This window comes from Microbacterium testaceum (assembly GCF_020781835.1).
Taxonomy (GTDB): Bacteria; Actinomycetota; Actinomycetes; order Actinomycetales; family Microbacteriaceae; genus Microbacterium; species Microbacterium testaceum_H.
The window spans coordinates 142,556-155,056 of the sequence record NZ_JAJGNJ010000003.1 but is presented as its reverse complement, the minus strand read 5'-3'; the positions used below and the strand labels follow the sequence as shown (position 1 = coordinate 155,056).

12 protein-coding genes and 1 pseudogene are annotated in these 12,501 nt (G+C 69.9%); 6 read left to right on the top strand and 7 right to left on the bottom strand.

Features of this window, described 5'->3' with window-relative positions:
- Positions 1-340: 340 nt before the first annotated feature.
- Positions 341-550, bottom strand: a complete 210-nt coding sequence (locus tag LL239_RS05570; RefSeq protein ID WP_228162466.1) for a DUF1653 domain-containing protein — start codon at positions 548-550, stop codon at positions 341-343.
- 138 nt (positions 551-688) lie between these two features.
- On the opposite strand from LL239_RS05570, the pseudogene LL239_RS05565 reads away from it, so the two are divergent.
- Positions 689-1,159, top strand: a pseudogene (locus tag LL239_RS05565) (molybdopterin-dependent oxidoreductase); the annotation flags it as partial.
- A gap of 25 nt (positions 1,160-1,184) precedes the next feature.
- Here the strand turns inward: LL239_RS05565 and LL239_RS05560 are convergent.
- From LL239_RS05560 to LL239_RS05540, 5 genes are read right to left on the bottom strand one after another with little or no spacing between them, the layout of a single operon-like run.
- Positions 1,185-2,762 carry a carbohydrate-binding domain-containing protein gene (locus LL239_RS05560; protein ID WP_228162465.1) on the bottom strand — a complete coding sequence of 526 codons (1,578 nt, stop codon included), beginning with the start codon at positions 2,760-2,762 and terminating at the stop codon, positions 1,185-1,187.
- A complete protein-coding gene (locus LL239_RS05555) occupies positions 2,750-3,571 on the bottom strand; it encodes a polyphosphate polymerase domain-containing protein (protein ID WP_228162464.1) in 822 nt (273 codons plus the stop codon). The genes LL239_RS05560 and LL239_RS05555 overlap by 13 nt, the downstream gene beginning before the upstream one ends.
- A complete protein-coding gene (locus tag LL239_RS05550) occupies positions 3,568-4,224 on the bottom strand; it encodes a DUF4956 domain-containing protein (protein WP_228162463.1) in 657 nt (218 codons plus the stop codon). Before LL239_RS05550 ends, LL239_RS05555 begins: the two co-directional genes overlap by 4 nt.
- Entirely contained in the window at positions 4,221-5,417 is a 1,197-nt protein-coding gene (locus LL239_RS05545) for a bifunctional glycosyltransferase family 2/GtrA family protein (protein WP_228162462.1), read from the bottom strand. Before LL239_RS05545 ends, LL239_RS05550 begins: the two co-directional genes overlap by 4 nt.
- 3 nt (positions 5,418-5,420) lie before the next feature.
- Positions 5,421-6,452, bottom strand: a complete 1,032-nt coding sequence (locus tag LL239_RS05540; RefSeq protein WP_228162461.1) for a phosphodiester glycosidase family protein — start codon at positions 6,450-6,452, stop codon at positions 5,421-5,423.
- Between the two features lie 207 nt (positions 6,453-6,659).
- Between LL239_RS05540 and LL239_RS05535 the strand changes: the two genes are divergently transcribed.
- The 4 genes from LL239_RS05535 (at position 6,660) to sucD (ending at position 10,081) form a co-directional block, all read left to right on the top strand.
- Complete coding sequence (locus LL239_RS05535; protein ID WP_228162460.1) at positions 6,660-7,304, top strand: GyrI-like domain-containing protein; 645 nt, start codon at positions 6,660-6,662, stop codon at positions 7,302-7,304.
- Entirely contained in the window at positions 7,297-7,779 is a 483-nt protein-coding gene (locus tag LL239_RS05530; protein WP_228162459.1) for a nucleoside deaminase, read from the top strand. The genes LL239_RS05535 and LL239_RS05530 overlap by 8 nt, the downstream gene beginning before the upstream one ends.
- A gap of 205 nt (positions 7,780-7,984) precedes the next feature.
- Positions 7,985-9,148, top strand: coding sequence for an ADP-forming succinate--CoA ligase subunit beta (gene sucC / locus LL239_RS05525; RefSeq protein WP_228162458.1), 1,164 nt, complete (start codon positions 7,985-7,987; stop codon positions 9,146-9,148).
- 30 nt (positions 9,149-9,178) lie between these two features.
- The gene (gene sucD / locus LL239_RS05520) at positions 9,179-10,081 is read left to right on the top strand and encodes a succinate--CoA ligase subunit alpha (protein ID WP_228162457.1); all 903 of its coding nucleotides are present in this window, start codon (positions 9,179-9,181) and stop codon (positions 10,079-10,081) included.
- A gap of 280 nt (positions 10,082-10,361) precedes the next feature.
- Here the strand turns inward: sucD and LL239_RS05515 are convergent, their stop codons facing one another.
- On the bottom strand, positions 10,362-11,813 hold the full coding sequence (locus LL239_RS05515) for an NCS2 family permease (RefSeq protein ID WP_228162456.1): 1,452 nt from the start codon (positions 11,811-11,813) through the stop codon (positions 10,362-10,364).
- A gap of 64 nt (positions 11,814-11,877) precedes the next feature.
- Between LL239_RS05515 and LL239_RS05510 the strand changes: the two genes are divergently transcribed.
- Entirely contained in the window at positions 11,878-12,315 is a 438-nt protein-coding gene (locus LL239_RS05510; RefSeq protein ID WP_228162455.1) for a nitroreductase family deazaflavin-dependent oxidoreductase, read from the top strand.
- Positions 12,316-12,501: the final 186 nt, after the last annotated feature.

Genomic DNA, 12,501 nt, shown 5'->3' with positions numbered 1-12,501 from the left:
GAAGATGTCGGTCTCTCGTCAGATAGCGGCCTGCAGTTTCGATGGCGGGCCAACCACTGGAATTCCTGATTCGTCTTCGCGCTCATCTGATCTGCGGACCGTAGCGGGTGAGCTCGCCCTTTGGCACGCGTGCGCGCGAAGAGTCCGCGTTGTCTGGTCTTGCTTGTGCGGGAGATCGCGTGGCGATTCAGTCGGAAGGCGAGTACCCGCAGGTCCCGCAAGAGCGCGAGCCGCATGTCGTGGTGGGTAATGCCGCAATGCCGGTGCATGAGGTAGTCGCGCCCGTCAGTTCGGTCGCCGCCTTCCGCCTGTTGCTGGTCCAGGTGAACTGCGCCACTGCTCAAATAACGTGCCGAAACCGCGGCCCCACGTACCCGTCCCGCTCCACGTCCCCCAGGAACATCTCCACCGGACGCACCCAGTACGAGTAGTCGTCGTAGAGCTTGCGGTACGAGACGAAGACCTCCTCGGTCTCGGAGTGGCGCGCGATGCCGAACACCTCGTACCGCTGGCCTTTGAAGTGCTCGTAGATGCCGGGTTCGATGTCCATTCGCCCGTCCCCTTTCTGTGGCGCCCCACCGAGTCTGTCAGCCGGGAGAACCTTGGCACTGCGCCGACCCCCCGTCGAGGCTCTCGATGAGAGCGATCCTCCGCCGTACGTTTCCGCGCGGACCGGCGAGGAGGACACATGGTCGACCGCATCGAGCACATCTAGGGCACGCGCACGCCGTACGCGCGAGGGGAGCGGTGGCCGGTCCGCGTCGACCTGAAGCTCGCCGACGGCCTCACCGAGAACGATGTCGACCGCTGGGTGCAGTCCGCATGCGTGCTGTGTAGCAACGGGTGCGCCACCGACATCGCCGTGAAAGACGGCCAGATGGTCGGCGTGCGCGGCCGCGCGGTCGACATCGTCAATCACGGCTGCCTCGGACCGAAGGGCCTGTTCGGCAGCTGGCAGGGCATGGCGAACCCCGACCGGCTCACACGTCCGCTGATTCGCGAGAACGGCGAACTGGTCAAGACCGACTGGGACAGCGCGATGTCACGCATCGTCGAGCGCAGCCAGGAACTCCTCAAACAGAAAGGCCCGCTGACCCACGGCTTCTACACGTCGGGTCAGCTGTTCCTCGAGGAGTATTACGCCCTCGGCATCGCCGGTGCAGGTGAGGACCCTCGCGCGACGCTCAGGGCCGCCCACCTCCGCCCATGCCCATCCCGCCGGCCACCGCGACACCGGCGGTGACCGACGTCGCCGTGCCGTCCACGGTCACGGTGTACGTCTGCCCGTCGGTGATCGCCGACGACGAGAACACGACCGTCGCGAAGGTCTTCTGGGCCGTGTACTCCGCGATGACCGAGCCACTGGCATCCGTGATCTGCACCGTCGATCCCGCGGAGCCCGACACCGTCGCGGCCAGCCAGCCCTGCGCCGACGACTCGTCGGGCGACTCGGCCATGCCGCTGCTGCCGATCGCGACGAGGGTGCCGCCCGAGACGTCTATGCCGCCGTTGGAGTCGAGGGCGCCGTTGTTCTGCGCGGTGGGGCCGTAAACGGTGACGTCTCCGCCGGTCATCGTGATGCTGCCATTGGAGTCGAGTCCGTCGCCGTCGGCGTCGACGATGAGGGTGCCGGCCGAGATGGTGACGGTCTCGCCGGTGTCCTGCATGCCCCCGCCGCCCATGCCGCCGCCGGCCGAGGTGGAGCTGCCCGACGCGTTGATGCCGTCGTCCGACGAGGTGACGCGGGTGGTGCCGCCGGCGATGCGGATGTCGGCCGACTCGAGACCCTCGTACGACCGGCTGACCGTAACGTCGCCGCCGGCGATCGCCAGCGCGATCTCGGAGTGGATGCCATCCCCCTCGGCCGCGATCGAGACGGTGCCGCCGGTGACGACGGCATCCGTCTGCGCGTCGATGCCGTCGTCGGTCGAGGTGGCCGTGACGGTGCCGCCGGCGATCCAGACGTAGCCCTGAGTGGCGTCGTCGGTCTGGTCGCTCTTGAGCGCATCGCCGCCGGCCGTGAGGGTGAGCGTGCCGTCGTCCACCACGATCGAATCCTTGCCGCGGAGGGCGTCGTCGGCGGCATCCACCGTGATCGTGCCGCCGATGATCGCGAGGTCGTCGGTGGCGGAGATGCCGTCGTTGCCGGTGTCGGTGACGGTGAGCGCGCCCGAGCCCGAGAGGGTGAGGTCGCTGTCGGCGTAGATCGCCGCGCTCGCGTCCGCGTCGGCCGAGGTGGCGGCGGTGACGGTGTTCGTGGAGCCCGCGGCGAGGTTGATGGCGACGTCGTCGGCGGTCACGACCTGGATCGCCGCGCCGGAGGTGCTCTCGATCGTGGCACCGTCGAGCACCAGAACGACCTGCGCGTCATCGGGGGCGGAGACGACCACCTGCCCGTCGAGCGTCCCGGTCAGCCGGTACACCCCCGCGGCGGTGATCGTAACGGTGGAGCCGTCGATGCGGACACCCGCCGAGTCGCTCGACGCGGTCGATCCGGAGAGCGTGACGGTCTCGGCATCCGCGATGTCCCACTCGTCGTCGTTCACGACGGTGCCGTCGGCGTTCGCCTCGAGCAGCTCGGCAGCGGCCGTCGCGATGGCGGTGTCGACCTCGGCGGCGGACTGCACGCTCGATTCGGCGCTCGATTCGGCGCTGAGCGACGACGCCGACGGGCTCGCGGCGGGCTGCGCGGTGACGGCGCACCCGGCGAGCACGAGGCCCGCGAGGGTGAGAGGGAGGGCGAGGGGGATCAGGCGGCGCATGAGGCGTCCTTTCGAGTGAGGAGGGATGACGCGAAGGGACCCGTGAGCACTCGGGTCCAGCGGTTGCGGGGGAGGTCGGGGCGCAGCGCCGCCAGGCCGGTGGCGTACTTGCTGACGCGCTGCGGGCGGTATCCGGCCCGCCAGAGCGCCCGGTCGAGAGCACCCGCCTGACCGGGCGACTTCGTCTCGACGATCGCGTAGCGGGGGAGGGTGAAGCCGGTGCCGTCGGCGTCGACCCAGCCGAGGTCGAGGTCGATCGTTGCGCGCGAGGGGATCGCGCCCGGGAGCAGGAGGGTCGTCCGGCGGTAGAGGGTCTGCAGGCGAGCGTCGAGATCGTCGGCGCGCGCCGGGGCGACCCCGATCGCGTCGAGCGCGCCCGCCACCTCGTCTCGGGCCTGAGCGGTGAGCCGGTCGGCGGCGTCGAGATCGTACGCATCGCGCTCCTTGCGGGTGAGGCCCCGCGCTCCCCGCGTCTTGATCTCCAGGAAAGCGGCGCCGGTGTCGACGTAGGTGCGGGTGCGGAGCTTGAATCGACGACGACGCCCGTGAGCGGCGAGGCGGAAACTCAGCAGATCCGGGGTGTCGAAGTACACCGAGCGGTACGCCAGCTCGCGCTCCCCGTCGATCTCGAGCGCCGCCGGAGCGTCGGCGGATCGCCGGAGGTCGTGGAGGAGGGATGCCGCGGCATCCACCGGCACGACGTACTTGCGGTCCACGCGGGTCAGGAGCGCGGCGTCGGTGGTGAGGGCCTCGAGGCCGATCGTGGGGAAGGCGGCGATGGCGGTGGTGGCGAGGTCGCGGGCGGTCATCGGGTGCCCCCGAGGAGGTCGGCGAAGGTGGGCTCGGCCCCTTCGCGCCGCGGGGCGGGAGCTCGCCCGTCACCCTCGCCGCGGGCGGAACCCGTCGCGGCGGACGCGGCCGTGACCCGGTACCGCACGTCGACCAGCGTCGTGTCGTCGACCAGATCGAGCTGCTGCACGGTGAGGCCGGTGACCTCGCCGCCGAGCAGGCGTTCGAGCTCGGCGCGCAGCTCGGTCTCGTCGGCGATCGCGCGGTCGAGGTGCACGGTCTGGTGACGCGACCGCGACAGCACGCGCGGGTGGTCGGCGACGGCGAGCACGGCCACGATCAGGCCCAGCAGAACCAGGGGTGAGACGAGGTCGGTGTGCGGCAGCCCGCAGATCAGGCCGATCGCGAGGGCGGCGAAGTAGTACGCCACCTCGCGCTGGGTGATCTCGCTCGAACGCAGGCGGATGATCGACAGCACGCCGAACAGCCCGAGCCCCAGGCCGAGCGCGATCTCGGCGGTACCGAGGACGGACGCGACGGCGAGCACACCGACGTTGACGCCGAGGAACGCGACGACGAGGTCGCGGCGGCGGTGACGGCGGAAGTAGACGGCGCTGAGCAGGACGGCGGCGACGAGGTCGGCCGCGGCGAGGATCAGGGCGGTGGTGGTCATGAGGTGCTCCTTGCGGGGGTGTGGGGAGAGGGACGGGGGGACGGCGCGGTACTGGTCGCTTCGGCGGGGTCGGAAGCCCGGGTGCCGGTCGCTTCGGCGGGGTGGGGGACTGCGGCGCCCGGGCGACGAGGTCGTGAGGTCGGCGACCGCGCCGGGGGCTCGGCATCCGCCCGCGGGAAGACCAGCGCCCGCTGGATGCCGTAGCTGAGGATGAACAGCACCCCCTCCGTCACGACCTTCGCGGGCAGCAGCGCCAGACCGTTGTCGGTGAGGAACGACATCCACGCGATGTTCGACGCGAGCAGCGCCAGCGCCAGCACGCCGTAGCGCACCGCTTGCCCGGTCATCGATCCGCCCCCCGCGCGGAAGACCACGCGACGGTTCACGGTGAAGTTCACGGTGGCCGACAGCACCCGCGCGGCGATGATCGAGGGAACGAGCCACCCGGTCAGCGCCTGCAGCACGAGGAGCGCCACGGTGTCGACGATGAACGCCGCGAGCGACGACGACGCGAACAACAGCACCGGCAGCAGCACCCGCAGCGAGTCGCGCACCGGACGGAAGTGGCTGGAGGCGTTGCGCTCGAGGTAGACCGTGTCGATCGGAACCTCGTGCGCGCCGACCTGGTCGGGGCCGAGGCGCAGCAGCATCCGCTGCTCGTACTCGAAGCCCTCGCCCGGGATGCCGAGTGCCCAGTCCAGGCGATCGGCGGGGATGCCGCGCAGCCCCGTCTGCGTATCGGTCACCCGGCGCCCGGTGGCGAGGCGGAAGACTCCGCGGGCGACCGTGTTGCCGAGGCGGCTGCGCAGGGGGACCTCGCCCGCGAAGCCGCGGACGCCGAGCACCAGCGCGCTGCGGCCGTCGGCGGCGTCGAGGCGCAGCGCCTCGGCCACCCGGCACACATCGGTGGGCGTGTGCTGGCCGTCGGCATCGGCGGTGACGACGTCGGCATCCCGATCGTGACCGGCGATGTGGGAGAAGCCCGTCTTCAGCGCCGCGCCCTTGCCGCGGTTGCTCGCGTGCGTGATCACGTGCGCGCCCGCCTCGCGGGCCGCGGCGAACACCGAAGCGAAGACGGGGCCACTGCCGTCGTCGACGATGAGCACCTGGAGGTCGGGATCGGTGCGGAGCAGCTCGGCGACGAGAGCCGGCATCCGCGGGCCCGGCTCGAACGCGGGAATGAGCACGAACATCGCTCAGGCCGCCACGTAGAGGATGTCGCTGGTACCGCGCTCGCCGCCGTTGGAGGGCGAGTTGATCACCTGGCCGTTGAAGTACATGGTCGACGAGCCGCCGCCGTCGAGGTTGTAGGCCGTCGTCGCACCGAGCGAGAGCATGATGTCGGCGAGCTCGGGCAGCGTCACACCCTCGCTGTAGCCCTCCTGCCGGCCGTCGACCACGACGAACACGAGGTGGTTGTCGTCGATCACGCCGACCGCGGTGCGGGGCTGGTCGCCCTGGATGGAATGGTTGCCGATGTTCGTGTCGATCTCGACGCTGTCGATGCCGTCGACGACCTGCCCGCCCTCGACGATCGCGGGGCCGAAGCTGAGGGTGTTCCAGACTCCGGATGCCAGCAGCTCGGCGGCCGTGGTCTGCGTCTCGTCGTACACCTCGACGTGACCGTCGGTGTAGAAGGCGAGACCCTGCCGGGCGCCTTCGTCGCGGTACACGACGCCGTTGCGGATCTCGATACCTGTGGAGCGGAAGCCGTAGTAGTCACCGTTGACGGCGAACACCGCGCCGTTGGCCGCGGCGATCTCGCTCGTGGTCTGCGTGATGTTCTCGCCGAACTGGTTGTTCGCGAAGGCGGAGCGCAGGTCGGTGGCATCGCCCAGCACGACGTCGGCGACGTAATAGGTAAGGGTGTCGGTGGTCACCGTCGACACGTCGATAGAGGTGGACCCGTCGCTGAAGCGGGTCGCCGTGAGCGTCTCCGGCTCCGCGTCGGGCGTGGCGGTCGCCGGGGCGGATGCCGTGGAGTGCTCCGCTTCGTAGGCGGCGACGTCGCTGACCTCGACGTGGGGGACGAGGAAGCGGTTGGCGGCCCACGCCGCGGAACCTCCGGCCGTGAGCAGAACGGCGAGCCCGCCGGTGACGAACGCGCGGCGCGTGACGGAGCGCCGGGCGCGGCGGGGCTCGGGCGACGGCGTCGCCCGGCCGGGGGCCGAGGCCGGAGTCGGGGCACCGTGTGGGGCGGTGTCGGGAGCGGGGGATGCGGGGTCCATGGCACCAGGAAAGGTGCCGTGCCCTCATCGCGGCCTAACGCATCCCTTCCCCGGGCCCAGAGAAGCTATGGAAGCGCTATGCGCGTTTCCGCACGGTGGTTGCCGGGTGCTGTCTGTGCGCGGGCGTCGACAGGAACGGGGCGCACTCCCGCACTATCGCGTGATCGGTGCGGCCTGCCAGGCTTGCGGGGCGAGGGGAGGAACACCATGCCGGACAAGATCGACTTTAAGGCCCTCGACAGCTATCAGGCCAGGGCCGGCCAGTTCCGAGTTCTGGAGATCCCCGCGATGCGGTATCTCATGATCGACGGGCACGGTGACCCCAACACCTCGTCGGCCTATACGCAGGCGCTGCAGGCGCTCTACCCCGTGGCGTACAAGCTGAAGTTCGCGAGCAAACGCGACCTCGGTCGCGACTACGTGGTGCCGCCGCTGGAGGGTCTGTGGTGGGCGGAGGACATGGATGCCTTCACCGTGGCCAGGGACAAGTCGCAGTGGGACTGGACGATGATGCTCCTGGTTCCCGAGTGGATCGACGAGGCGATGTTCCGCGCGGCCGTCGACGTCGTCCGCGCCACCGGGTCGGCAGATCGGCTGGATGACGTGCGGATCGAGACCCTCGACGAGGGACTGTGCGTGCAGACACTGCACCGCGGATCCTTCGATGAGGAAGCAGCCGTGCTGGACGAGATGCACCACCAGTTCATTCCGAATCAGGGGCTCAGCATGAGCGGGAAGCATCACGAGATCTACTTCAGCGACGTCCGCAAGGTCGCCCCCGACAAGCTCCGCACCCTGCTCCGTCAGCCCGTCACGAGGGCCGGCTTGCTGCCATCATCGACGCATGGCTGACGACCTCGACGGGACCGAACTCGCCCACCTCCGCCGCGCGATCGCGCTGTCGGTGAGCGCGCGCGAGCACGGCAACCACCCCTTCGGCGCCGTCCTCGTCACCGCTGACGGGCGTGTGCTCGAGGCCGAGAACACCGTGATCACCGACCGCGACGTCACCGCGCACGCCGAGACGAACCTCGTGCGCCTCGCCTGGAGAGAACTGGATGCCACCGAGCTGGCGGCATCCACCCTCTACACGTCGTGCGAGCCCTGCGCGATGTGCGCCGGGGCGATGTTCTGGGCGGGCATCGGGCGCATGGTCTACGCCCTCTCGGGCACCGGGCTCATCGCGCTCGCCGAGTCGGAGGACGGCGGGCGCGAACTCGACCTTCCGTCGCGTGAGGTGTTCGCGCGCGGCATCCCTGTCGTGGAGGTGTCCGGCCCGCACCTCGAAGACGCGGCCGCCGAGCCGCATCGCGGGTTCTGGGACTGACGGCCGAGCGATCCCCGCACCGCGGCCACGGCGTCGATCCCGACGAGCTGGTCGCCCGACGCCCGGCATCCTGATGTCCCTCCGTTCGGACGTGCACCCGTCCGGTCCGTTCAGCGCCGTCTAGTAGGGTGGACGCTTGGCGAGATCTCTTGATATCGAGAGATTCGTCTCCTCCCACCACCGATCGCCCAGCGAAGGATTGTCCGTGGATCTGTACGAGTACCAGGCACGTGATCTGTTCGAGAAGTACGAGGTGCCGGTGCTCGCCGGTATCATCGCCGACACCCCTGAGGAGGCGAAGGCGGCCGCGGAGAAGCTCGGCGGAGTCGTCGTCGTCAAGGCTCAGGTCAAGACCGGAGGCCGCGGCAAGGCCGGCGGCGTCAAGGTCGCCAAGACCCCCGACGAGGCCTTCGAGGCGGCTCAGGCCATCCTCGGCCTCGACATCAAGGGCCACGTCGTCAAGCGCGTCATGGTCGCCGCGGGCGCCCGCATCGCCAAGGAGTTCTACTTCTCGGTGCTGCTCGACCGCGCCAACCGCTCCTACCTGTCGCTGTCCAGCGTCGAGGGTGGCATGGAGATCGAGGAGCTCGCCGTCGAGCGTCCCGAGGCGCTCGCCCGGGTCGAGGTCGACCCGCTCGAGGGCATCACGCCCGAGAAGGCGCTCGAGATCGCCAAGGCCGCGAAGTTCGACGACGAGCTGGCCCCCAAGGTCGCCGACGTCTTCGTCAAGCTCTACAACGTCTACAAGGGCGAGGACGCCACGCTCGTCGAGGTGAACCCGCTCATCCAGTCCGAGGACGGCGACATCATCGCCCTCGACGGCAAGGTCTCGCTCGACGAGAACGCCGGCTTCCGTCACCCCGAGCACGAAGAGCTCGAAGACAAGGATGCCGCCGACCCCCTCGAGGCCAAGGCCAAGCAGCACGACCTCAACTACGTCAAGCTCGACGGTCAGGTCGGCATCATCGGCAACGGCGCGGGCCTGGTCATGTCGACCCTCGACGTCGTCGCGTACGCCGGCGAGAACCACGGCGGGGTCAAGCCCGCCAACTTCCTCGACATCGGCGGCGGCGCCTCGGCCACCGTCATGGCCGCGGGGCTCGACGTCATCCTCGGCGACGAGCAGGTCAAGAGCGTGTTCGTCAACGTCTTCGGTGGCATCACCTCGTGCGTGGCCGTCGCGGAGGGCATCGTGAAGGCGCTCGAGATCCTCGGCGACACCGCCACCAAGCCGCTCGTGGTCCGTCTCGACGGCAACCAGGTCGAAGAGGGTCGCGCGATCCTCGCCGCCGCCAACCACCCGCTCGTGACCCTCGCCGCCGGTATGGACGAGGGCGCCGACAAGGCCGCCGAGCTGGCCAACGCCTGAGCCGCGACATCGGAACAAGGAACTAGGACTATGTCGATCTACCTCAACAAGGACTCCAAGGTCATCGTCCAGGGCATCACCGGCGGCGAGGGCACCAAGCACACCGCGCTCATGCTCAAGGCCGGCACGCAGGTCGTCGGCGGCGTGAACGCCCGCAAGGCCGGCACCACCGTCACGCACAAGGATGCCGCCGGCAACGACGTCGAGCTTCCCGTCTTCGCCTCGGTCGAAGAGGCCATCCGCGAGACCGGCGCCGACGTGTCGATCGCGTTCGTGCCCCCGGCCTTCACGAAGGACGCGATGGTCGAGGCCATCGATGCCGAGATCCCGCTGCTCGTCGTGATCACCGAGGGCGTGCCCGTCGGCGACACCGCCGAGGCATGGGCATACGCGAAGTCGAAGGGCGAGAAGACCCGCATCATCGGCCCGAACTGCCCCGGCATCATCACCCCCGGTGAGGCGCTCGTGGGCATCACGCCCGCGAACATCACCGGCAAGGGCCCCATCGGCCTCGTGTCGAAGTCGGGCACCCTGACGTACCAGATGATGTTCGAGCTGCGCGACCTGGGCTTCTCGACCGCCATCGGCATCGGCGGCGACCCGATCATCGGCACCACGCACATCGACGCGCTCGCCGCGTTCGAGGCCGACCCCGACACCAAGGCGATCGTCATGATCGGCGAGATCGGCGGCGACGCCGAGGAGCGCGCGGCCGACTTCATCAAGGCGAACGTCACCAAGCCGGTCGTCGGCTACGTCGCGGGCTTCACCGCCCCCGAGGGCAAGACCATGGGCCACGCCGGTGCCATCGTCTCCGGCTCCGCCGGTACCGCTCAGGCGAAGAAGGAGGCCCTCGAGGCCGCCGGCGTGAAGGTCGGCAAGACGCCGTCCGAGACCGCCGCACTGATGCGCGAGATCATCGAGAGCCTCTGACGCTTTCGTTCACCGGGCCCGGATGCCACTGGCATCCGGGCCCTTTCGCGTTCCGCCGCATCGCGCGTCGGCGTGTGGCGTGTGGCGTGTGGCGTGCGGCGTGTGGCCCGTGAGTGTCCAAGACACGCCGCATCGGGTCGGGGGCATGCGGCGTGTCTTGGACACTCGCCGGGGCCCCCGGGGCTCCGGGGCCCCCGGGGCCCGGGGCGCGGGGCCCGGGGTCCCCGGGCCGGGCACGGCGGGCGCGGCGGCGGGACGCGGCGGGGGAGAGGGCGACGCGTCAGCTGAGAAGCGACTCGACCGGGCCGCGGACGAAGAAGACGACGAAACCGGCGGCGACGATCCACAGCAGCGGGCTGACGCGGCGGGCGCGACCGGACAGCGCCTGGACCACGACCCAGCTGACGAAGCCCGCGCCGATGCCGTTCGCGATCGAGTACGTCAGCGGCATGACCGCGACGGTGAGGAACACCGGGATGAGCACCGACAGGTCGCTGAGGTCCACGTGGCGGATCTGTCCCATCATGAGCGCGCCGACGATCACGAGCGCCGCGGCGGCGATCTCGGTCGGCACGATGCTCGTGAGCGGCGTGAAGAACATCGCGAGCAGGAACAGCGCGCCGGTCACCACATTCGCGAGACCGGTGCGAGCACCCTCGCCGATGCCCGAGCCGGACTCGATGAACACGGTGTTGGACGACGACGAGGTCGCGCCACCGGCGACGGCGCCGATGCCCTCGATGACCAGCGCCGAGCGCAGGCGCGGGAACGTGCCGTCGGGGGCGGCGAGGCCCGCCTCGCGCGACAGCCCGGTCATCGTGCCCATGGCGTCGAAGAAGTTCGTGAAGACGAGCGTGAACACCAGCATGAGCGCGGCGAGCACGCCGATACGTCCGAACGAGCCGACCAGGTCGACCTGGCCCACCAGGGAGAGGTCGGGAAGGCCGACCCACTGCGAGGGCAGGGTCGGGACGCTCAGGCCCCACCCGCCGGGGTTCTCGTCCGAGCGGGCACCCAGTCGCGCCACCGCTTCGACGATGACCGCGATGACCGTACCGCTGAGCAGACCGATGAGCAGGGCCGCCTTGACCTTGCGGACCATCAGCACCGCGGTGATGAGAAGCGTCAGCACGAACAGCGCGGTCGGGATCGTGGCGATCGAGCCCTGGACGCCCAGACCCACGGGCGGCGACGACAGACCGGTCGCGGTGACCAGGCCGCTGTCGACGAAACCGATGAAGGCGATGAACAGGCCGATGCCTACCGTGATCGCGGTCTTCAGCGCGAGCGGGACGGCCTCGAAGATCATGCGACGCAGGCCCGTGACGGCCAGCAGCACGATGATCAGGCCGTTGATCACGACGAGACCCATCGCTTCGGGCCACGTGACCCCGCCCACGATGCCGACGGCGAGGAACGAGTTGATACCCAGGCCCGCGGCGAACGCGAACGGCAGGCGCGTGACGAGGCCGAACAGCATCGTCATCACGCCCGCGGTCAGAGCGGTGACGGCGGCGACCTGGGGGAAGCCGAGCGCGTCACCGGCGACGTCGGGCGTGCCCGACAGGATGATCGGGTTCAGGATGACGATGTAGGCCATCGTCACGAACGTGACCACGCCGCCGCGCACCTCGGCGCCGACGGACGAGCCGCGCGCGGTGATCTCGAAGAAGCGGTCGAGCGCGTTCTTCGGGGCGGGGGCGGCGGTGGTCTCGGGAGCGGGCGTGCTCATGGAAGCTCCAGAAAAAGGGGGAGAGTCGGTGCCGGGAGGGGAACGCGGGCTTATCGTGGGGGACATGCCGCTCTCAGGAGAGTATCTGCCCAGCACCAGCGAATGGGCCCGCACGCAGGCCGAGACCTTCGAGGCCACGGGGGGTCAGGAGGCCGCGGAGTTGCGGGGCGTTCCCATCATCGTCCTCACCACCGTCGGAGCAAAAACCGGCGGCCTGCGCAAGACGGCCCTCATGCGCGTGGAGCACGACGGTCGCTACCTCGTGGTGGCATCCAAGGGCGGCGCGCCCGAGCACCCGGCGTGGTTCCACAACATCGTGAAGAACCCGCGCGTCGAGCTGCAGGACGGCGACGTCAAGCGCGAGTACGAGGCGCACCAGGCCGAGGGCACCGAACGCGACGAGTGGTGGGCGCGTGCCGTGGCGGTATGGCCCGACTACGACGAGTACCAGCGCAAGACCGAGCGGCGCATCGAGATCTTCGTCCTCGAACCCGTCGCCTGATCGCCCCTTCCGGACCCACGCGAATCTCACACGCGCGGCGGGATGCCGTGAGAGAAACGTTCCCCGGGGGTAACGCGCGCGGGACCTCCGGGGAAATCTCCGCTCCCTAGCGTCGGGGCATGGCCCGCTCCGACACCGCAACCGGCGTGAAACGCGCCGCTGACCGCCGCGCAAAGTCCGCCGCGT

Coding starts and splice junctions, on each gene's coding strand:
- LL239_RS05570 (WP_228162466.1), bottom strand. CDS start 550: ATGGACATCGAACCCGGCATCTACGAGCACTTCAAAGGCCAGCGGTAC.
- LL239_RS05560 (WP_228162465.1), bottom strand. CDS start 2,762: ATGCGCCGCCTGATCCCCCTCGCCCTCCCTCTCACCCTCGCGGGCCTC.
- LL239_RS05555 (WP_228162464.1), bottom strand. CDS start 3,571: ATGACCGCCCGCGACCTCGCCACCACCGCCATCGCCGCCTTCCCCACG.
- LL239_RS05550 (WP_228162463.1), bottom strand. CDS start 4,224: ATGACCACCACCGCCCTGATCCTCGCCGCGGCCGACCTCGTCGCCGCC.
- LL239_RS05545 (WP_228162462.1), bottom strand. CDS start 5,417: ATGTTCGTGCTCATTCCCGCGTTCGAGCCGGGCCCGCGGATGCCGGCT.
- LL239_RS05540 (WP_228162461.1), bottom strand. CDS start 6,452: ATGGACCCCGCATCCCCCGCTCCCGACACCGCCCCACACGGTGCCCCG.
- LL239_RS05535 (WP_228162460.1), top strand. CDS start 6,660: ATGCCGGACAAGATCGACTTTAAGGCCCTCGACAGCTATCAGGCCAGG.
- LL239_RS05530 (WP_228162459.1), top strand. CDS start 7,297: ATGGCTGACGACCTCGACGGGACCGAACTCGCCCACCTCCGCCGCGCG.
- sucD (WP_228162457.1), top strand. CDS start 9,179: ATGTCGATCTACCTCAACAAGGACTCCAAGGTCATCGTCCAGGGCATC.
- LL239_RS05515 (WP_228162456.1), bottom strand. CDS start 11,813: ATGAGCACGCCCGCTCCCGAGACCACCGCCGCCCCCGCCCCGAAGAAC.
- LL239_RS05510 (WP_228162455.1), top strand. CDS start 11,878: ATGCCGCTCTCAGGAGAGTATCTGCCCAGCACCAGCGAATGGGCCCGC.